Origin of the sequence: Acinetobacter sp. YH12219 (assembly GCF_013417875.1) — a bacterium.
Lineage (GTDB): Bacteria > Pseudomonadota > Gammaproteobacteria > Pseudomonadales > Moraxellaceae > Acinetobacter > Acinetobacter amyesii.
This window is the reverse complement of the sequence record NZ_VPDC01000002.1, coordinates 211,545-230,780: the sequence shown is the minus strand read 5'-3', so window position 1 is coordinate 230,780 and position 19,236 is coordinate 211,545. Positions and strand designations below refer to the sequence as shown.

Genomic DNA, 19,236 nt, shown 5'->3' with positions numbered 1-19,236 from the left:
ACTCAAAAAATCCTGAGTTTATGTACGAGTCGTGGTGCCGTACATGATTTCGAACTCTTCAAACGTAACTTGAATCAGATTCCTGCAGGTGCATTTATCCTTGCGGATAAGGGTTATCAGGGAATTTGTACAGTGTATCCAAATAGCTTGTTGCCATTAAAAGCAAAGAAGCGCTGTAAACTGGATTCCGAACTAAAAATCTATAATCAGGAAATCAATAAAAGAAGAATTGGAATTGAGCATGTATTTGGCAGTTTGAAAACCTTCAAAATTCTTGCTGAGCGATATCGCAATCGAGGCAAAAGACTAGCATTAAGATTCAATCTAATTGCTGGAATTTATAACTTGGAGCTGAGTGAAAAATGACTTATGAAAGAAATCTAGTAATTACGTGAATAATGGCATATTCAAGTAAATGCAGAAATAAAAAAACCGATCCTGAGATCGGTTTTAAAATATGTAGATCGATTTAAATGCTGTATTGCCTTATGGTTTATAGAGGCCAAGTTCAATCAAATGCAAACGTAATATACGGCGTAGTTCGAGTACAGCTTCAGGGGTTTCTTGAATCGAATGCCCCCCTTTAATGATTTTTTCTGAAACAGCACCCTCTAAATGCGCACTGGTGTATGGCACGACATCATCTGAGATTACATTTTTATCTTGGCTGTTGGTGTTATTTCCCATAATTGAGTGAAACTTCAAACCTATACGTGGCTGAATATCTTCAGTGAGCGCAATAAATTTGGATTGGTGGCTTAAGTCACTTGGTCCATTTTGGATTAAGCCGTGGTCGATTTCACGGAATAAATCTTTCAGGTCTTCTTCCTGAGTTAACACATCACCCATGGCTGATAAGAAAGCGCCCGGAAGTTTAATGATTTTTCGAGCAGCTTTGGTAAACCAACGATCTGCGTATTCAGTACCACGATGCGGTGCAGCCAAGAAAATCGCACGGCTGAAATTTGGAATATCGTCAATTACCATACGCTGCTTCACGACTGGAATATTGCGGTACTGATTTAATTGACGTGAGTTCATCATTTTCAAAGCAGATTGTGTGGTATCGGCTTGGCTAACCAGTAGTCGTGCAATAATTCCGCCCATACTATGACCAACTAAAACCGCATCTTTTTTAGCTGCAGCATTGGCGTCGACTTTATTAAAAGTTTGAGTCAATATGGAATAAATTTGGAAGCGGCTTTCAATAATCGGCATGTTGGTTGAGTAGAACACTTGCCACACTTGATAATGCTCACGTAGCACAGAATCGCCCATAATATCGTTGGTGAGACGAATCCATGCTTCAGGGCTACTAGCAAGACCATGTACCAAAACGATGACTTTTTTGTCAGGATTATATGGTTCAAGCATGTAGAGATGCGGCATCGTGAGTTTTTCATCACGGTCAATCAGGGATAAATACGCTGCCTTGCCCAAGTTGTTTTGTGCTAACCAAAGACCATAAGGTGCAGAAAAATTGGCTGCAAGGGCATAGTTTTTATTGGCAATATTGACCTGTTCATATTTGTACGGGTCGTAAGCCTTAATTTGAAACTCATGCTGATTTAAAATTTGATCAACTGAAGTTGTGGTGCTTACAGGTTCCGCTGTTAAGGTTGCAGCTAAATAGCGCGCTTGATGGATATTAGGGTTTGAACCAGACGGATATTTAAAATCTATTGGGTTGATAATGTATTTGGCTTTGCCTGTTTCAACTGTATGTTCTTCGGGTAAAACCACAAGGAATTCGGAACCAAAACCATCTCGGCGGGTAATTGAACGTAAACCTGAGAAGTTGAGGTTATAGGTTGACATCAATTGTTCAATTTTACGATTTTTGAGTTCTGGGTAATGGCTGAAGTCAATATGATAGGTGGTTTGTCCGACTTTGATCTGTTGGGTGACTTCTTGCGGTTTATAACGTAGTGCATAGCTGCTAACCAGTTTAGCAATCCCTTGATTATAGAAATCTCGGATTTGAACTTGGCGGTTATCAAAAATACGGTCAGTAGGCGCACGTTTGGTTTTAAACATATAGGCGTAGCTATAGCGAATACTTTTATCCAGTAGCGTCAGCTGTTGATCTAAACATTTGTTATAAGTGTCTTGTTCAATTTTTTGTTTTTCTTCTGATTTGTGGCTACTGAGAAGACCTAATTTACAGGCTGAAGAAGACTCATATTCGATGGCTTTGGCTAAATATAATTCACTTGCCGTAGACAATAATTGTTCATCTTGAATTTGAGGGATCTGTTGTAGTTCATCAACACAGGCTTTCGGGTCTTCTATACACGCTTTGGCTTCACGACCTGTCATCGACAAGACATTTAAACTGGCTTCGCTGAGTTTGTTTCGAGAAATAATACTTTCACGTTCATTGGCAATAGAAACGTTGAGTTTTTGGTTTTTGACACTGACGACCTGACATCCACTCAGTACGCTGGTACTCATGATTCCAAGGAGCAGTATTGTTTTAGTATTTAGCTGCATAAAGGGGTCGCACATTGGGTTGAATATTTTCAAATCATACGATAATTGTCAGGATTTTCAATTCGCCTTAAATGAAAAAAGACCGTTAAAACGGTCTTTTTTCAAAAGAATTTTCTAAATCGTTACAATTAAGATGTAGCTTTAGGTGGATTTAGAACTTGCCAAACATTCCAACGGCCTTGCTTTTCAATTTCTTGAATTAAGCGGTCAGCGACTTCGCCTTCTTGTGGGTATTTCACTTTATAGTTCTTTAAGACCTGAATTGCGTTCTTTTTTTGTTCCATCGCAATGTAGTTATTTGCTGCAGAAAGATACGCTTCTTGAACACCCGCTTTCATCGCTTTGTCTAAGTATGGGATCGCTTCACGTTGACCACCACCTTCAGATAAACCAAAACCGAACCAGAAGTTTGCTTCAGCATCATCTTGGTTGATTTTTAAAATACGCTGTGCGTAAGTTAATGATTTAGTGGTGTATACAGAACCTAAGTCGAGGTTACGTGCCATCACACTGGCTTTAAAAGCACGAACTAAAACATCAAAAGATGCGTTGTCTTTAGATGCAAGGGTATCTAGTTTTTGCGTCACTTCTTTAAGTTTAAGTTCAAACCCTTTACGTTCTTGGCGTTGAACAAAACGTGGTGGATAGTGACGTGCTTTACCTTCAACGAGCTGTAAGAAATCATCAATTTCAGTAATGTCGATTTCATTGTCACCCGCTAAAGCAGCAAATTTCATTGAACGTACTTTGCTGTCTACAATTGGAATAATCAGACGGTTTTCTTCAAGTGTCAGTTGTTTAGATGGGTCGGTCGGGCTAGTTACCACCATCTTAGTCACAGGCTGTGCTGCAGCTTTTTGTAAATTTAATTCAAAAGGAGGTGGTGCATCGTAGTTAAATGGGTTGAGTGCGTAGAACGGTGGAGTCAGTTCAGGCTCTACAAAAATCATGGCATCTTTAGGAGCATTATTTTTAGTTGGGGCGCTTCCACAAGCGGCAAGGGTTAAAGCAATACAAGCAACTGCCAAGGGCTTAAGCGTCATATGATTCATCCATTAATTTATTTTATACAAAAAAGCATGTTGGTCAGTCTAAAAAAACTCTGAACAACATGCAAGTTAAAGGCAACTTATTATGATTGCTTTTGGTTAAGCTTTAGATTGATTACTTTGAGCTTCGCATTCGCGGCGCACATCTTCAATGATTTTAAGTTCTTCCTGACTAAAAGGTTGTTCATTAAGCTGTTGCTTTTTGAACGTTGGGTCAAGGAGAGACAAACGCTGACACAAATTATTCATACGTTTTTCATTGTGCTGAATACGATCTAACAATACACGCATACCTTCTAACATCGGGTCAGTTTGGTCTTGGGTTGCAGCATAAGGCTGAAAACCAATACTTTCTGCATAGTCGCGACGACGTGTTTCCGCTTCATCTTTTGGTTTATCTTTGGTGATAAAGCGTGCTGGATTGCCCACAGCAGTAGTATTTGCAGGAACTTCTTTAGTCACGACGGCATTTGAACCGACTTTGGCATTTTTACCCACCGTAAATGGGCCCAAGATCTTTGCACCAGCGCCAACCACTACGCCATCTTCCAAGGTGGGGTGACGTTTGCCTTTATTCCAAGTTGTGCCCCCTAAGGTCACACCATGGTAAAGGGTGACATCATCACCAATTTCAGCTGTTTCACCAATCACCACACCCATACCGTGGTCAATAAAGAAACGACGACCGATTTTCGCACCCGGATGAATCTCAATGCCTGTGGCAAAGCGGCTAAAAGAAGACAATAGACGAGCTGAGCCTTTACACTCTTTTTTCCAAAGTTCATGTGCCATACGATGCATGATTAAGGCATGAATTCCTGGATAAGTCGTTAAGACTTCGAGTGTATTTCGTGCAGCAGGATCGCGCGCGAATACAGCCTGTATATCTTCTTTGAGCTGCTTAAGCATTAGATTGATCCTCATTGTCTGTAGATTTTTTCCATGTTCCGTTATTTAATGCCTGTACTCGGCTAAAGATGCCACGTAATAAGTGGTATTCCATACGATCTAATTGTATACGTCCAAATAGGCGACGCAAGCGTAAAGGTAATAATCTTGGATTTTTTGGATCCATAAATTCAATCTCTGCCAGCATTTTTTCAATATGCGGGTAGAACTGTTCCATCATTTCATGGGTCACCAAAGGTTCATCCCATTCCATATCAATGTCATCTGTCACATGCATATTGGCATCAGGATTTGCCGTTAACTCAGTATGTGCAAGGGCAGCCATACGCATTTCATAGCAAATGACTTGAATCGCTTGGGCAACGTTCAATACGCCATATTCAGTATTTACTGGAATAGTGACGTGGTAGTTGGCCATTGCCAATTCTTCATTGGTCAAACCACGGTCTTCACGGCCAAACACAACGGCAATTTCTTGCTGTTGTTCGCAGACCGCTTTGAGAGACATTTCGGCAGCAGGGCGAGCGTCAAGTAATGGCCATGGGATGGTACGACTACGCGCACTAGTACCAAAGACAATATGACAATCTTTAATGGCATCTTCTAGTGATTCAACGATTTCAATTTGATCAATTAAATCGACAGCACCGGCAGCTAAGGCATTAATGTCCGGATGCGGGTAAGTCTTCGGTGCAACTAAGACTAACTTTGAAAGTCCCATGGTTTTCATGGCACGTAATGCACTACCAATATTTGCGGGTAATGTTGTGTTCACCATGACAATACGCACATGGGAGAGATGTGCTGAAACCGCAGCATTGTCAGTTTGATTCATGATATTTCCAATATGTTTATTTAAAAAAGCAGTTCAAACAGCGTTTAAACTTTAAGAAAATTGATTGGCTTCTGCTTGGTATAAATCCATGGCATCATCCATGCTCATCCCATCTGGCGGTGGCGGAACCTGCGCAGGAATAGAGGCTTGTTCATAACTTACCGCTTTGGCAGCTTTGGATTTGACATGATATTCGACATGCAAAGATTCTTTACCGAAGTAGTCACGCAGCTTAGACAGTAATTCATCTAGTGGGGCAACTTTCCAGTTTAAGCCCAAATGAATGTCAGCCGTCGCATATGGATAGTCAATATATAACTGCACAGGGATATGCGTACACATATCGACATTGCAAAAAGGCAGTAAAATATTTTGGATGTCGCGTGATAGCGTTTTACTAAAATGTTCCGGCGTTAATTTAATTTGAATGGCATTGGCACGTTTTTGACGGATTTCATTCAAACTGAAGGCTTTAGTTAAGCGACCCATTGGCCGATCAAAACCTTCACGTTCGTAAATTTCACCTTCAATGACCACCACTTTTTCGTTTTGAATCACATCTTTGAAGCGGTTAAAACGTTCGTGATTCGCAGACACTTCAATACGTGCAGTACCATCATCGAGCGTCACCATCATGCGGTTCGGGAAGTTGGCAACATCGACGACTAGGCCTGCAAATACTGTAGTGACACCACGTCGTGTAGGCGTAAGCTCATTAATGCGCTGTGAAATAAAGGCTTTTAGCTCCGATCGATACACATCGATCGGATGACCTGTTAGATAAAGCCCAAGAGTATCTTTTTCACCTTTAAGACGAACTTCATCTGACCACGGTTTAACAGGTTTAGAAGGTTTACGCTGAACTTCTTCAACTTCACCAAATAAATCCATCATCCCTGTTTCGCGGTTTGTACGGGCTTGGTCAGCCGCTTGTACAGCTTCTGGCAATTGCGCCATCAAGTCAGCGCGTTCTAATCCTAAACAATCCAATGCGCCACCACGAATCAATGCTTCAAGCGTGCGCTTATTGATTTTTTTTAGGTCAATACGATGGCAGAAGTCAAACAGATCTTTATATGGGCCATCTTGGATACGTGAGTCAATCACAGACTGCATGGCAGCTTCACCGACACCCTTGATCGCACCTAAACCATAGACGATGGTTTTTGGATCGCTGGCATGGAAATTATATAAAGACATATTGACCGAAGGTGGTAAGACTTCAAGACCATTAATTCGACAGTCATCGATCAAGAACACCACGTTGTCCGTGTTCTGCATTTCCGAGGTCATCACTGCTGACATAAATTCAGCTGGGAAATGTGCTTTTAACCAAGCGGTTTGATATGCAACAAGAGCGTAGGCTGCGGCATGGGATTTGTTAAAACCATAGCCTGCGAATTTTTCCATATAATCGAAGATATGGTTGGCCGTATCTGCATCAATACCTTTGGTTGCAGCACCTTCAGTAAAGATCTGACGGTGCTTAATCATTTCTTCGACTTTCTTTTTACCCATGGCACGACGAAGTAAATCCGCGCCACCCAAGCTATAGCCAGCACAGAACTGCGCTGCCTGCATTACCTGTTCCTGATAAACCATAATGCCGTATGTCGGTTCAAGGACACTTTCTAGTAATGGATGTAAGTATTCAAACTCGCCACCATGCATACGGTAAATAAAGTCAGGAATCAGATCCATGGGGCCTGGACGGTATAAAGACACGAAAGCAATAATTTCTTCGAACTTACTTGGACGTGCCTCTTTCAGCATTTTTTTCATGCCGACGGATTCAAACTGGAAGACTGCTGTGGTATTTGCATCTGCGAACACAGCATAGGCAGGTTTGTCATCCAAAGGAATCAAGGAAATATCGACAGGTGTAGTGATATCTGGACGGGCATTAATGTGCTTAATGGCATCTTCAATTACCGTTAAGTTACGTAAGCCCAAGAAGTCGAATTTAACTAGACCTGCAGCTTCCACATCGTCTTTATCGAATTGGGCTACACGGTTAGTTCCATCTGCATCACATAGGACAGCCGAATAGTCAGTTAACTTAGTTGGTGCAATAACCACACCACCGGCATGTTTACCTGTATTACGGGTAATGCCTTCAAGTTTGAGTGCCATTTCCCAAATTTCGGCTGCATCGTCGTTATCTGGGTTAGATGGATTGGTGACAATATCTTTGAGTTGTGGTTCGGCCTCAATGGATTCTTCCAAACTTAAACCTAAAGGCTTGGTCGGAATCATTTTAGAAATACGGTCAGCCAAACCATAAGATTTACCCAAGACACGGGCTACGTCACGAATTGCACCTTTTGCCGCCATGGTACCGAAAGTTGCAATTTGAGAGACCGCATCTCGACCATAGGTGCGTGCAACATAGTCAATAACACGGTCACGACCTGCAATACAGAAATCGACGTCAAAGTCGGGCATTGATACACGTTCAGGGTTTAAGAAACGTTCGAACAGTAGGTCATAACGTAGTGGGTCTAGGTCAGTAATTTTTAAACTATAGGCAACCAAGGAACCTGCACCCGAACCACGGCCTGGACCAACAGGGACGCCATTACCTTTAGACCATTGAATAAAGTCCATGACAATTAGGAAATAACCTGGGAATTGCATGGTCAGGATGATCCCAACTTCATAAGCCAAACGTTCATCATAAGGCTTACGAATTTCTGGCCAGTCGTCACCACGTTGTTCGACAGGGTACAAATGCGCTAAACGTTCTTCTAAACCTTCTTTTGATAAATGTTCAAAATAGGTGTCAATTGTATGACCTTCAGGAATTGGATAATCGGGAAGGTCATGGAAGCCTAAACGTAATGACACATTACAGCGTCGCGCAATGTGATAGGTATTTTCTATAGCCGTTGGAATGTCTGCAAACAGCTCCGTCATTTCCTTGGCAGTTTTAAAATACTGTTCAGGACTGTAATTTTTAGGGCGACGATTGTCACCGAGGACATAGCCATCGGCAATACAAACGCGTGCTTCATGTGCCTCGAAATCTTCTTTACGAATAAAATGCACATCGTTATGAGCAACCACACCAATGTTAAATTTCTTCGCAAGTTTTACTGCTTCGTGAATAAAGTCTTCTTCACCCGAGCGCTCAGTTCGTGTAATCGCTAGATAAACACGATTGCCAAATTTTTCGACCCATTCAGCTAACAGTGGTTCAGCTTTTTGCGGGTTGGAAGAGCAAAGCATTTTGCCGACATCACTTTGCATACCCAGTAAAACAATCAAGTCTTGGTGTTGATTTAAAATCCAATCTTTTTTTACGCAAGGAATATCAAGCTGTTGACCTGAAATATAACCTTCAGAAACCAATTCTGTTAGACTGCGCCAACCTTTATTGGTCATCGCTAGAAGAGTAGCTTTGTGTTCAGCATCATTCAGACGAATGGTTGAACCAAATATGGGTTTAATGCCTTTATCTAAGCACTTTTTATAGAATTTTACAGCAGCATGTAGATTTGAAAGGTCAGTAATGGCCAGAGCGGGCATTTCATCTGCAGCTGCAGCTTTTACAAGATCAGGTATACGTACAATAGATTCAGTAATGGAAAATTCTGTAAAAATACCAAGATGTACAAAGTGCATAGATGAGTCCCTGCGAAAACAGCTGCTGATTTTAGCATGCTCTGAGATCAAACTTGCGTTTATTGCATGGCTTTATGCAGATTTATAAATTCACTGTTTAATCAATAAACGCTGTATGACAAGCACCATTTAGCAAGCAATACCTTGATTAACTGAAAAGGCAGTTAATTTGCCATTTTTAAAGTTGAATGCTAGATTGCCAATATAGGGTAAATCATAATTTTGCGGCTCTTTCAGCACGGATTTGGCATGAGTAGGTGAGAGTAAAATCACATATGCAACTTCATTTGGATTGGCGGATTTTGCACTTTTGGGAAAGTCTTTTTTAAATTGTAGAAAGTTATATTGGCTTGTCAGATGTTTTGACCCAATTTGAATTTTATCGCGTATTTGAGTGGATTTATCCCATTCCATCCAAACATCCCCTTTGGTTTGTCCAAGTTGGGCGAAGCTGCTTTTATTTTTATAGAATGAATTATTCTTAACTTGAGGATTGTCCTCTGCATAAATTTCAAATTTTAGAAATTTACCTTTTGATGTGACATGAAATTCAGTATTGCCGGTACATTCTGAATATTCATATTTAAGCTTTACTGGACTTTTGCTGATTAATGCATTTGCTTTTGATGCAGGCAAGGGTAAGGCTAAGTCAACATCATTTACCTTAATACTAGTGACATAGTCATAATCAGCAATGGATGCAGATGCTGCAGAAGTGATGAATATCCCCGTTGTGAAAAAAGTTAAGCGGAAAATTTGTGCTGTCAGTGTAGTTTGCATGGGGAATATAAAATTCTATTCTTTTGATATTTTGTACTCATTCAAATTTTTGTAAACGTAATATTGAAGGTTATATTTTAAATTTTATGGTGTTGCTAATTTGCCGTCAAAATAATTTAAAACTAAAAAAAATTTTGGTTTAATTGCGGCATTAAAAACTAAATTTTAGAATCTAAGAAACTAAAAAGCCCTCCGAGGAGAGCTTAAATATATGAATTATGCAGGCTTAGCGCAGTTTCGATAACCAGTCCCCCAGACTTTGAACAATTTGTACCAAAATCAACAAGACAATGACGGTCATGATGACCACGCTACTATCAAAACGTTGATAACCATAAGAAATGGCAAGGTCACCGATACCGCCTGCACCTACTGCACCTGCCATCGCTGTTGCGCCAATTAAGCTAATGGTTGCAGTTGTTAAGTTCAAAATTAAAGAGCTACGAGACTCTGGTAGTACAAATTTAGTTATGATTTGCAGCGGAGATGCACCCATTGCTTGAGCAGACTCAATAATGCCGTCATTTACTTCGAGCAACGATGTTTCAATCAGACGACCAATGTAAGGACCAACATAGATTGTGAGCGGAACAATCGCAGCCCAAGTCCCAATTGATGTCCCTACAATGACTTTGGTCAAAGGAATGACCGCAATCAAGAGGATAATAAATGGCAATGAACGCAGCGCATTCACTATCGGGTTCAAACCATGGTAGATGACACGGTTAGGCAAAATGCCTTGTGGACGTGAGACATATAAGATCACGGCCTGGATAAAACCCCAAATACAGCCGAAGAGCATGGCAAAGAACACCATGTGAAAAGTTTCTTGTAGGGCAGTGACGAACTGATCCATAGACAAAGAACTTTTCCAAAAGGGTGCTGTAATTTGAGTCAGCCATTGAACAATTAAATCTCTCATTGCTGAACTCCTGCTTGAGTTACTTCAACACCATGTTGTTCTAAGAACGCCACCGCTTGTTGAATCAATGCTGTATCACCTAATAGCTGAACGAACATTTGTCCAATCACCGCACCATTAATTTCAGTCATATTGGCAAACAAAATATTCAGGCTAATATCAAACTGTTTAATTACCGCCTGAATCACAGTTTCTTGTGCCGAACTGCCGAGGAATTTTAAACAATAAATACTGTTATGATTTTGATTTTCTAAATTATTTAAAATATTAACAGGGAGCTGTTGCTGTAATACAGTTTGAATAAAGTTTTTCGTTGTATTGTGTTTTGGCTGACTAAAAATCTCTAAAGTTGAGCCATGTTCGATGACTTTCCCTTGTTCCATTACCGCAACATAATCACAAACGGATTCAATCACATCCATTTCATGGGTGACCATGACAATGGTAATGCCTTGTTCTTGATTGATTTTCTTTAATAACGCCAATACCGATTTGGTGGTTTGCGGATCGAGAGCAGATGTTGCTTCATCACACAGTAAAATTTTAGGATGATTGGCAAGCGCACGGGCAATCCCGACACGTTGTTTTTGACCACCAGAGAGCTCATCTGGATAAGCATTTTTCTTATGTTTTAAGTCAATAAATTCGAGCAACTCTTCTAAACGTTTTTGGCGTTCAGCTTTAGACACACCTAAAAGTTTAAGCGGCATTTCAATATTTTCTGCAACTGTTTTGGTTTGCAGTAAATTGAAGTGCTGGAAGATCATGCCAATATTGGTTCTTTCTTGACGCAGCTCTGCCGAATTTAAAGCAGTAAAGTCTTTATCATGAATAATAATTTGCCCTTCACTCGGACGTTCTAGCAAATTAATTAAACGGATTAAGGTACTTTTGCCTGCACCACTGTAGCCAATTAAACCGAAAATACAGCCATCTGGAATGTCCAGATTAATCTGATCCAGTGCTGTAACGGTTTGGCCTTTTAGCTCAAAATGCTTGGAGATATTTTTAAATTGGATCATAGCGTCAAAAAAGGGTTCAAAAATGAAAAAACAGGCAAAGTAAACTTTGCCTGTTTATTTGAAGAAATTATATTACTATTTTGCTTCAGTGAGGTAGCTAGTTGGTTTGTTTACATCAATTTTAGTACCACCAAAATGTTCATCGATGTAAGCTTTAACTGCTGGAGTGTGGTAAAGCGCGCCCACTTTTTGTAGAACTGGGTCATTTTGACGGTCAGCAGCAACAGCAAGAATATTCACGTTCATTTTTGTACTTTGATCGATTGGCTCATAGTAAACCGCATCTTTCAGTACGTTTAAACCACCTTCCATTGCAAGGGTATTACCCAAAACAATCGCATCAACTTCGTCTTTAACACGAACCGCAGTCGCCATTTGGATTGGCTTGATTACGATTTTCTTCGCATTTTCAGTTACGTCAGCAGGTGTGCCTTTTACATCGTCAAAATCAGCTTTAAGTTTGATTAAGCCAGCAGATTGAAGCAGTAATAATGCACGTGATTCGTTTGCGCCATCATTTGGAATCGCAATGGTTGCACCTGTTTTAAACTCCTCAAGTTTTTTAACTTTGCTTGAATAGATACCCATTGGTTCTAAATAAGTTGTCGAAAGCGGTGCAATTTTATCTTTATTGTTGTCGTTAAACGCAACCATATAGGCATATGACTGGAATGCATTAACATCAATTTCTTTGTTCGCTACAGCAGTGTTCATAGACACATAGTCAGTAAAGTTTTTCACTTCAAGTTTAATGCCAGCTTCTTTAGTTTCAGGAAGCGTAGCAATATAGCGCCAAATATCAGCATCTGAACCAGTCGAAGCCATGGTAACGGTTTGCACTTCTGCAGTGTCTTTTTGTTGTGCGGCGTCAGTTGCAGGAGCTTCTTGTTTACCACAGCCTGAAAGGCCAACAGATAAACCGAGAACTAATCCTAGGAGCTTTTTCATATATTCACCCGAGTAAATTTATAAAATTAATAAATTCACAAATCATATTATGGAGAGATTTACTTAAGTCTTTTATCAGACAGGCTGATAGATGCTTAATAATTTAAAATGCTACACAGACTTATACAATTAGATCTGAGTCTATTTCCAAATGGGAAAAGATAGCCATTGCAAGCTGCTGTAAACAAAAGATTTAATAAAGTAAATCTCTATATTTCGCTAGGCATCATATCAATTTTTTATTATTCAATATAGTGATTTAAAAAGTTATGCTTAGCAGCAAAAATGTAAATGGAATATGTTTAATTAAATAATTTAATAAGTAAAAACAATATATTATTTATAATTAAACTATTTAAGTACGTCATTTGTATAAGTTTAGGTCTATATAACAAATTTTAAAATGTATTGCTGAAAATATGATAAAAATGAAATAAGTCCTGTCATTCACAAAATTTGTAACATTCATATGTGAAAATAACGGAGAGCTTCAATCTAATCTGCATTGAAATCTTTATTGATATATTTGAAGTTCAACTCTGATTCATGGTTTTCAAAATCTTAGATCTAAATCTGAGGAAGATTGAATCCGCTATATTGTTTAATATAAACTGCTTAATAATTGATCATAATAAATTGCTATGTGCGGCACGCTATGTTAAATCAGTTTGATTTCGTCTCATTTGTAAAAAAGCCTACGGTTCATTATGGCGGTAGATCAGTGAGCCATGTTTTAAAAATGGAAGATGGTAGTCAAAAAACCATCGGTGTATTTTTGCCATCAGAGCAACCCATGACGTTTGAGGCGCATGTGAAAGAACGTGTTGAAATCACATCGAGGCAGTGTGTTGTGCAAATTGGCGAGCAGGGCGAGTTTGTTCAATATACGTCTGGCGAAAGCTTTATTGTTCCACAAGATTCTATTTTTAAAGTGCAATGTACTGATGTCGTTGATTATGTATGCCATTTTGATTAAGCATGCTTAGACAGGTTTGCAGTTGCTTCAGCTTTCCAACTTATGATTTTTACTTCCAAAGCCATAGTAATTGATCTGTTTAGAGTTTAAACCCCCGCATTTAGCGGGGTTTTTTATATGATTACATGAATGATTTTGCTGTCTTATACGAAATCCTGCGGTGACTAAAATTAAGCTTTTTAACATCATCTATAGCCACTGTTTGGCAGAGTTAATGTACTTTAGTTTTGCCGTGAATAATTATTGAATTAGCAAAAGGGGATGTGCAAATAATCACTACGCTGTATTTCATACAGCACATGACGGTTTAATGGGTGTTCTGCTGGTACAAGCGGATGATTAAACTCGCGTACTTTATGCATACCAATGCGTTGCATGACATGTTCTGATGGTGTGTTCAAACTTGCTGTAAAGGAAATAACTTTATCTAATCTTAAGTTTCGAAAAGCATGTTTAAGTACAGCTTTTGCACCTTCGGTGGCATAACCTTGATGCCAATATTGCGGCAGTAAGCGCCAACCAATTTCAGGGGCATCGGCTATTTCAAATTCGGACGGGTATATGTGTAAACCGATAAAGCCAATAAATTCACCTGTGGCTTTTAGCTCTACAGCGTATAAGCCCCAACCACGTGTTTCGATAGCATCTTTTAAGCGTTGCAGAAATGCAGTGGCTTCCTCAGCATTGAGCTTTTTGAGGAAATAACGCATGACCTCATCATCTGCACACATGTGGATGAATGGAGCAGTGTCGGAGTCTTGCCATTGGCTGAGGATAAGGCGAGGGGTTTGAAGTTGGATAGTCATGTAAATTCAGATATTGTTGAAAGATTCATGACTTTCTTTGATGATTTTGAGCCTTTGACCAACAAATTTTTTATAAGGCCTTAATTGAGTTTCAGTAGTACTAATGATGTATTGATCTGAGTGGATAGCTAATTTTCTATTCATGGCTTTAACAAAATCGATAGATACATGGCTTATACCACTTGGGAATAAATCAGACTTATTAATCATATAGGCTATTCTGGGCGAAATTGGGTAAAAAAAGTCTGCTTCTTCGCTAGAAGGAGCATTTAAATCATTTTCATTTATGTTTGGATGGACATTAATGATTGGATGATCCGAGGTTATAAAGTCTTCATCAGAGATGTTGATCAGCAAACAATGTTTATCAATTTTACGAGTTTTGAAAAAATCTACTCCGATATTCATACCAAACATATAGCTTATAAACCACCAAGAATCTTTATAGATTGTTTGCACGGTTGAATTGGTTTGAGTGGCTAATATTTTATTCCGAAAAGGGGCTGTTCTAGCGATTTGATGACCAAAAAAATTCATAAAATTAATCATGTTTTCTAGTTCATCTAAAATTTTTAAATTCTTTTTTTTGTAATTCTTCTAAAATTTTATTTACATTATTTTCTATAGCTGTATGTATGTTCTCTAAAGTATTGCTTTTAATTGCTTCAATATGAGCTTTAATCTGTTTATTGTCTGTAATTGATGATAAGTAAAATTTTTCTATTTCTAAAATTTGTATAAATGGATCTAAAAATGACTTATGGATTTTTTGTAATGCTTCTGGTGATTGAGCTGATAACTGTAAAATAAACTGCAATTGTTCATTGCTAAGATGTCTAGCTTGATATAAATCTTTCTCCTTTGCAATTGCTTTGACACTATCACAAGCTATTTTAAATTTTTTGGTTGTATACCAAACATCTGAATTATTAGTAGACCAATTTTTTAGGTAATTAGCCCATACATAATGATTTTCTCTCTTTATTTGCAATTGCTTGGGTGTGAATTCCCATTGGTTTGTTGTCGGCATATAAGTTTTTATTGGGTGTAATGCAAAGTATCTTATACGTTATCAAGATTTTGTAGAAATAACTTTTAATTAAATAAAAAAAAACCCGCACTCAGCGGGGTTTTTTGTACTTAAAACTAATTAAGCATTTTCACGTGCAATCGCACGGTAACCAATATCTTTACGGTATTGAACACCATCAAAAGTCACTTTTTGGCAAAGCTCGAGCGCTTTTGCTTGCGCTTCACCAATCGTATCACCTAGCGCAGTCACACAAAGAACACGGCCGCCAGCAGTTACAATGTCACCATTCTCAAGTGCTTTAGTACCAGCATGGAATACTTTCGCATCAGCCATTTCAGTGTCTAAACCAGAAATCACATCACCATTGCTAGAAGTTTCAGGGTAGCCCTTAGATGCAAGTACGATACCTACAGTCTTACGCACATCCCATTCAGCTTCCGCAGGTAAGTTACCCGCAATACCTGCTTCAACTAGGTCAACTAAAGATGATTTTAAACGCATCATAATTGGCTGAGTTTCAGGGTCGCCAAAACGACAGTTGAACTCGATCACTTTCGGTTGACCTTGTTCATCAATCATCAAGCCTGCGTATAAGAAACCTGTATAAACGTGACCGTCTTTTTTCATACCTTCAACGGTAGGACGCATCACTTCATTCATGGTTTTTTCAAATACGTCAGCAGTCACAACAGGAGCAGGAGAGTATGCACCCATACCGCCCGTGTTCGGACCTTGGTCGCCTTCAAAAATACGTTTGTGATCTTGCGAAGTCGCCATTGGCAAAATGTTGTCGCCATCAATCATACAAATGAAAGATGCTTCTTCACCTGCCAAGAATTCTTCGATCACTACACGTGAGCCAGCATCGCCAAATTTGTTGCCAGCCAGCATGTCATCAATCGCATCAAATGCTTCTTGATTGGTCATCGCAACGATTACGCCTTTACCTGCTGCAAGACCGTCAGCCTTGATTACAATCGGCGCACCATTTTTTTCTACAAATGCTTTAGCCGCATCTACTTCTGTGAATACATCATAGAAAGCAGTTGGAATGTTGTGACGTTTTAAGAAATGCTTAGCAAATGCTTTAGAGCCTTCAAGCTGCGCTGCAAATTGAGTTGGACCCCAAATTTTTACACCTGCTTCACGGCAAGCATCCACCACACCATTGACTAGTGGTGCTTCAGGGCCAACTACGATTAAATCAACGGCATTGTTTTTTGCAAAGTCGATAATTGCAGCATTGTCTAAAATGTTAAGTGCAACATTTTCGCATTTATTTTCAGTTGCAGAACCCGCATTACCTGGTGCTACAAATACTTTTGCGACTTTGTCATCTTGTGCGATTTTCCATGCTAATGCATGTTCACGACCGCCATTACCCAAAACTAAAATATTCATCGGTTCATACTCCATGAATCGAAAATGACATAAAGTCCTCAGCCTAAAAATAGGAGAGGACTTTATGCAAGATTAGAAATCTGTTTTAAACCACATGTATGACTTTGTCATTACATTCTAAGCACTGTGCTTAGTGGCGGAAGTGACGCATGCCAGTGAAGACCATTGCAATACCAGCTTCATCAGCTGCAGCAATCGTTTCGTCATCACGCATAGAACCACCCGGTTGGATAATGCATTTGATGCCCGCTTTTGCAGCGTTATCAATGCCATCACGGAATGGGAAGAATGCGTCAGATGCCATTACCGCACCCTCAACCACTAAACCAGCATGTTCAGCTTTAATTGCAGCAATACGAGCAGAGTTAACGCGGCTCATTTGACCTGCGCCAACACCAATGGTTTGACGACCTTTTGCATAAACAATAGCGTTAGACTTAACGTATTTCGCAACTTTCCAAGCAAAGATCAAGTCATCAATTTCTGCTTCAGTTGGCGCACGTTTAGTCACAACTTTAAGGTCATCTTTTGTGATCATGCCTAAGTCTTGGTCTTGAACCAACAAACCGCCATTTACACGTTTGTAATCTAACTGTGCTTTACGTTCAGTGATTGCAGGAAGTTCGCCACATACGAGTACACGTACGTTTTTCTTCGCGCCAGTCACTTCTAACACACCTTCGGCAACGCTAGGAGCAATGATCACTTCAACGAACTGACGGTCTACAATGGCTTGCGCAGTTGCAACATCTAATTCGCGGTTAAATGCAATGATGCCGCCGAATGCAGATTCAGGGTCAGTTGCATAAGCAAGGTCATAAGCCGCTTGGATGCCGTCTAAAGATACTGCTACACCACATGGGTTTGCGTGTTTTACGATGACACATGCAGGCTTAGCAAATGATTTTACACATTCAAGTGCTGCGTCAGTGTCTGCGATGTTGTTATAAGATAATTCTTTACCTTGAAGTTGTTTCGCAGTAGAAACAGATGCTTCAGTTGCTGTGTCTTCTACATAGAAAGCAGCAGATTGATGCGGGTTTTCACCGTAACGTAAGTCTTGAACTTTGTTCAATTGAGTATTGAAAGTACGCGCAAATTTATCTGCTTGACCTTCTTCCTTACCTACGCGAGCGCCTAAGTAAGATGCAATCATGCCGTCATACTGTGCAGTATGTTCAAATGCTTTAACCGCAAGGTCAAAACGAGTTGCATGTGAAAGTGAACCTTCAGCTTTTAACTCTTCAACAACAGTTCCATAGTCAGATGCATTTACTACGATACCTACAGATGCATGGTTTTTCGCAGCAGCACGAACCATAGTCGGACCACCGATGTCGATGTTTTCAATCGCATCAGCAAGTGAGCAGTTTGGTTTTGCAACAGTTGCAGCAAACGGATAAAGGTTAACAACTACAAGATCGATTGCATCGATGTTGTGTTCAGCCATCACAGCTTCGTCTAGACCGCGACGAGCTAAGATACCACCATGAATTTTCGGATGTAGCGTTTTTACACGGCCGTCCATCATCTCTGGGAAACCTGTGTGCTCTGAAACTTCAACTACGGCAACATTATTGTCTTTCAACAATTTGTATGTTCCGCCAGTAGATAAAATTTCTACCCCTAGAGCAGCAAGTTCTTGTGCAAATTCAACAATTCCAGTCTTGTCAGACACAGAGATTAAAGCGCGTTTAATAGTCATGATCTTCGTCACAGTTTTCAAGGAACAGATTAAAACAAAATTAGCAAAATGCAGGTTAAAAAAAATGCCTGCGGAAGCCGCAAGCATTTTATCATTTATTCACTCATTAAACCGTGAGCTTTCAACTTTTTACGTAAAGTACCACGGTTTAAGCCGAGAATCTCAGCAGCACGGGTTTGATTACCACGTGTATATTCAAGAACTACAGATAGAAGAGGCTTCTCCATTTCCGCCAGCACCATATCGTATACCTGAGATGGTTGCTCGCCTTGCAATTGTGCAAAGTAATGGCGAACTGCGCGATCTACGTGAATACGAAGAGCGACATCAGATTGTGCAGTAAAAATAGGAGATTTGCTATTCATGCGAATTAATCCGAAAAATCAAATATCACTTGGGTAAAGTGATTTGTTAAAAGTGGTCTATAAACTTGAATGAACTCCGTTTTAGTTCCTAATGCGGAGTTCTAAAACTTGTACATTACTTGTAGCTTGACACAACTCGCAAAATTGTTCGAAAAATAAGCGTAACAATAGATTAATAATTGTTACAGCCTAAAAAACAAACAAAAAATCTACTCAATACGCAATAAATATTAAAGCGCACGGTTGGGATTGTATTTGTTGTGAAAAATTAGCGAGGAGTTTGCAGCACAAAGCTTTCGTGGCGCGTATCATACCATTGTCTAGGAAAAAGTGAGCAAGAAAACTGCATTTTTTTTATGTTTTTTTTA

17 protein-coding genes are annotated in these 19,236 nt (G+C 39.6%); 2 read left to right on the top strand and 15 right to left on the bottom strand.

Annotated elements, in window-relative coordinates:
- A partial coding sequence (locus FTV04_RS02255; protein WP_180088468.1) for a transposase family protein occupies window positions 1-366 on the top strand: 366 nt, incomplete at its 5' end.
- A 120-nt stretch (window positions 367-486) separates the two neighbouring features.
- Here the strand turns inward: FTV04_RS02255 and FTV04_RS02250 are convergent.
- The 9 genes from FTV04_RS02250 to FTV04_RS02210 form a co-directional block, all read right to left on the bottom strand.
- The gene (locus FTV04_RS02250; RefSeq protein WP_373688109.1) at window positions 487-2,454 is read right to left on the bottom strand and encodes an esterase/lipase family protein; all 1,968 of its coding nucleotides are present in this window, start codon (window positions 2,452-2,454) and stop codon (window positions 487-489) included.
- 167 nt (window positions 2,455-2,621) lie between these two features.
- Window positions 2,622-3,536 carry an ABUW_2363 family tetratricopeptide repeat lipoprotein gene (locus FTV04_RS02245; RefSeq protein ID WP_168377627.1) on the bottom strand — a complete coding sequence of 305 codons (915 nt, stop codon included), beginning with the start codon at window positions 3,534-3,536 and terminating at the stop codon, window positions 2,622-2,624.
- 105 nt (window positions 3,537-3,641) lie between these two features.
- Window positions 3,642-4,451 (bottom strand): serine O-acetyltransferase, encoded by an 810-nt coding sequence (cysE, locus tag FTV04_RS02240; protein ID WP_180088464.1) that lies wholly within the window; start codon window positions 4,449-4,451, stop codon window positions 3,642-3,644.
- On the bottom strand, window positions 4,444-5,286 hold the full coding sequence (locus tag FTV04_RS02235) for an RNA methyltransferase (protein ID WP_078193553.1): 843 nt from the start codon (window positions 5,284-5,286) through the stop codon (window positions 4,444-4,446). The genes cysE and FTV04_RS02235 overlap by 8 nt, the downstream gene beginning before the upstream one ends.
- Before the next feature lie 51 nt (window positions 5,287-5,337).
- Window positions 5,338-8,910, bottom strand: a complete 3,573-nt coding sequence (gene dnaE / locus FTV04_RS02230) for a DNA polymerase III subunit alpha (RefSeq protein WP_180088462.1) — start codon at window positions 8,908-8,910, stop codon at window positions 5,338-5,340.
- Window positions 8,911-9,039: 129 nt separating this feature from the next.
- The gene (locus tag FTV04_RS02225) at window positions 9,040-9,690 is read right to left on the bottom strand and encodes a hypothetical protein (RefSeq protein ID WP_180023819.1); all 651 of its coding nucleotides are present in this window, start codon (window positions 9,688-9,690) and stop codon (window positions 9,040-9,042) included.
- Window positions 9,691-9,916: 226 nt separating this feature from the next.
- Window positions 9,917-10,612 carry a methionine ABC transporter permease gene (locus tag FTV04_RS02220; RefSeq protein ID WP_078188742.1) on the bottom strand — a complete coding sequence of 232 codons (696 nt, stop codon included), beginning with the start codon at window positions 10,610-10,612 and terminating at the stop codon, window positions 9,917-9,919.
- Window positions 10,609-11,634, bottom strand: coding sequence for a methionine ABC transporter ATP-binding protein (locus tag FTV04_RS02215; RefSeq protein ID WP_168377623.1), 1,026 nt, complete (start codon window positions 11,632-11,634; stop codon window positions 10,609-10,611). Before FTV04_RS02215 ends, FTV04_RS02220 begins: the two co-directional genes overlap by 4 nt.
- A gap of 75 nt (window positions 11,635-11,709) precedes the next feature.
- Window positions 11,710-12,582, bottom strand: a complete 873-nt coding sequence (locus FTV04_RS02210; RefSeq protein WP_180007758.1) for a MetQ/NlpA family ABC transporter substrate-binding protein — start codon at window positions 12,580-12,582, stop codon at window positions 11,710-11,712.
- A 655-nt stretch (window positions 12,583-13,237) separates the two neighbouring features.
- Between FTV04_RS02210 and FTV04_RS02205 the strand changes: the two genes are divergently transcribed.
- Window positions 13,238-13,558 carry a pyrimidine/purine nucleoside phosphorylase gene (locus FTV04_RS02205; protein WP_180088460.1) on the top strand — a complete coding sequence of 107 codons (321 nt, stop codon included), beginning with the start codon at window positions 13,238-13,240 and terminating at the stop codon, window positions 13,556-13,558.
- A gap of 248 nt (window positions 13,559-13,806) precedes the next feature.
- Here FTV04_RS02205 and FTV04_RS02200 read toward each other — a convergent pair whose 3' ends face one another.
- From FTV04_RS02200 to fis, 6 genes are all read right to left on the bottom strand, one after another.
- Window positions 13,807-14,364, bottom strand: a complete 558-nt coding sequence (locus tag FTV04_RS02200; RefSeq protein WP_180088458.1) for a GNAT family N-acetyltransferase — start codon at window positions 14,362-14,364, stop codon at window positions 13,807-13,809.
- 6 nt (window positions 14,365-14,370) lie between these two features.
- Window positions 14,371-14,901 (bottom strand): DUF4238 domain-containing protein, encoded by a 531-nt coding sequence (locus FTV04_RS16725; RefSeq protein ID WP_257220937.1) that lies wholly within the window; start codon window positions 14,899-14,901, stop codon window positions 14,371-14,373.
- Between the two features lie 22 nt (window positions 14,902-14,923).
- A complete protein-coding gene (locus FTV04_RS16720) occupies window positions 14,924-15,394 on the bottom strand; it encodes a DUF4238 domain-containing protein (RefSeq protein ID WP_257220936.1) in 471 nt (156 codons plus the stop codon).
- Between the two features lie 120 nt (window positions 15,395-15,514).
- On the bottom strand, window positions 15,515-16,798 hold the full coding sequence (gene purD, locus FTV04_RS02190; protein WP_180088456.1) for a phosphoribosylamine--glycine ligase: 1,284 nt from the start codon (window positions 16,796-16,798) through the stop codon (window positions 15,515-15,517).
- Between the two features lie 130 nt (window positions 16,799-16,928).
- Window positions 16,929-18,503 (bottom strand): bifunctional phosphoribosylaminoimidazolecarboxamide formyltransferase/IMP cyclohydrolase, encoded by a 1,575-nt coding sequence (gene purH / locus FTV04_RS02185; RefSeq protein WP_180088454.1) that lies wholly within the window; start codon window positions 18,501-18,503, stop codon window positions 16,929-16,931.
- 95 nt (window positions 18,504-18,598) lie between these two features.
- Window positions 18,599-18,868: a DNA-binding transcriptional regulator Fis gene (fis, locus tag FTV04_RS02180; RefSeq protein ID WP_001086304.1), complete on the bottom strand. Its 270-nt coding sequence runs from the start codon at window positions 18,866-18,868 to the stop codon at window positions 18,599-18,601.
- Between the last annotated feature and the right edge of the window lie 368 nt (window positions 18,869-19,236).

What these genes read in the sequence shown, in the direction of transcription:
- FTV04_RS02250 (WP_373688109.1), bottom strand. Translation starts at nt 2,454, where the DNA reads ATGAGTACCAGCGTACTGAGTGGATGTCAGGTCGTCAGTGTCAAAAAC.
- FTV04_RS02245 (WP_168377627.1), bottom strand. Translation starts at nt 3,536, where the DNA reads ATGACGCTTAAGCCCTTGGCAGTTGCTTGTATTGCTTTAACCCTTGCC.
- cysE (WP_180088464.1), bottom strand. Translation starts at nt 4,451, where the DNA reads ATGCTTAAGCAGCTCAAAGAAGATATACAGGCTGTATTCGCGCGCGAT.
- FTV04_RS02235 (WP_078193553.1), bottom strand. Translation starts at nt 5,286, where the DNA reads ATGAATCAAACTGACAATGCTGCGGTTTCAGCACATCTCTCCCATGTG.
- dnaE (WP_180088462.1), bottom strand. Translation starts at nt 8,910, where the DNA reads ATGCACTTTGTACATCTTGGTATTTTTACAGAATTTTCCATTACTGAA.
- FTV04_RS02225 (WP_180023819.1), bottom strand. Translation starts at nt 9,690, where the DNA reads ATGCAAACTACACTGACAGCACAAATTTTCCGCTTAACTTTTTTCACA.
- FTV04_RS02220 (WP_078188742.1), bottom strand. Translation starts at nt 10,612, where the DNA reads ATGAGAGATTTAATTGTTCAATGGCTGACTCAAATTACAGCACCCTTT.
- FTV04_RS02215 (WP_168377623.1), bottom strand. Translation starts at nt 11,634, where the DNA reads ATGATCCAATTTAAAAATATCTCCAAGCATTTTGAGCTAAAAGGCCAA.
- FTV04_RS02210 (WP_180007758.1), bottom strand. Translation starts at nt 12,582, where the DNA reads ATGAAAAAGCTCCTAGGATTAGTTCTCGGTTTATCTGTTGGCCTTTCA.
- FTV04_RS02205 (WP_180088460.1), top strand. Translation starts at nt 13,238, where the DNA reads ATGTTAAATCAGTTTGATTTCGTCTCATTTGTAAAAAAGCCTACGGTT.
- FTV04_RS02200 (WP_180088458.1), bottom strand. Translation starts at nt 14,364, where the DNA reads ATGACTATCCAACTTCAAACCCCTCGCCTTATCCTCAGCCAATGGCAA.
- FTV04_RS16725 (WP_257220937.1), bottom strand. Translation starts at nt 14,901, where the DNA reads ATGAATTTTTTTGGTCATCAAATCGCTAGAACAGCCCCTTTTCGGAAT.
- FTV04_RS16720 (WP_257220936.1), bottom strand. Translation starts at nt 15,394, where the DNA reads ATGCCGACAACAAACCAATGGGAATTCACACCCAAGCAATTGCAAATA.
- purD (WP_180088456.1), bottom strand. Translation starts at nt 16,798, where the DNA reads ATGAATATTTTAGTTTTGGGTAATGGCGGTCGTGAACATGCATTAGCA.
- purH (WP_180088454.1), bottom strand. Translation starts at nt 18,503, where the DNA reads ATGACTATTAAACGCGCTTTAATCTCTGTGTCTGACAAGACTGGAATT.
- fis (WP_001086304.1), bottom strand. Translation starts at nt 18,868, where the DNA reads ATGAATAGCAAATCTCCTATTTTTACTGCACAATCTGATGTCGCTCTT.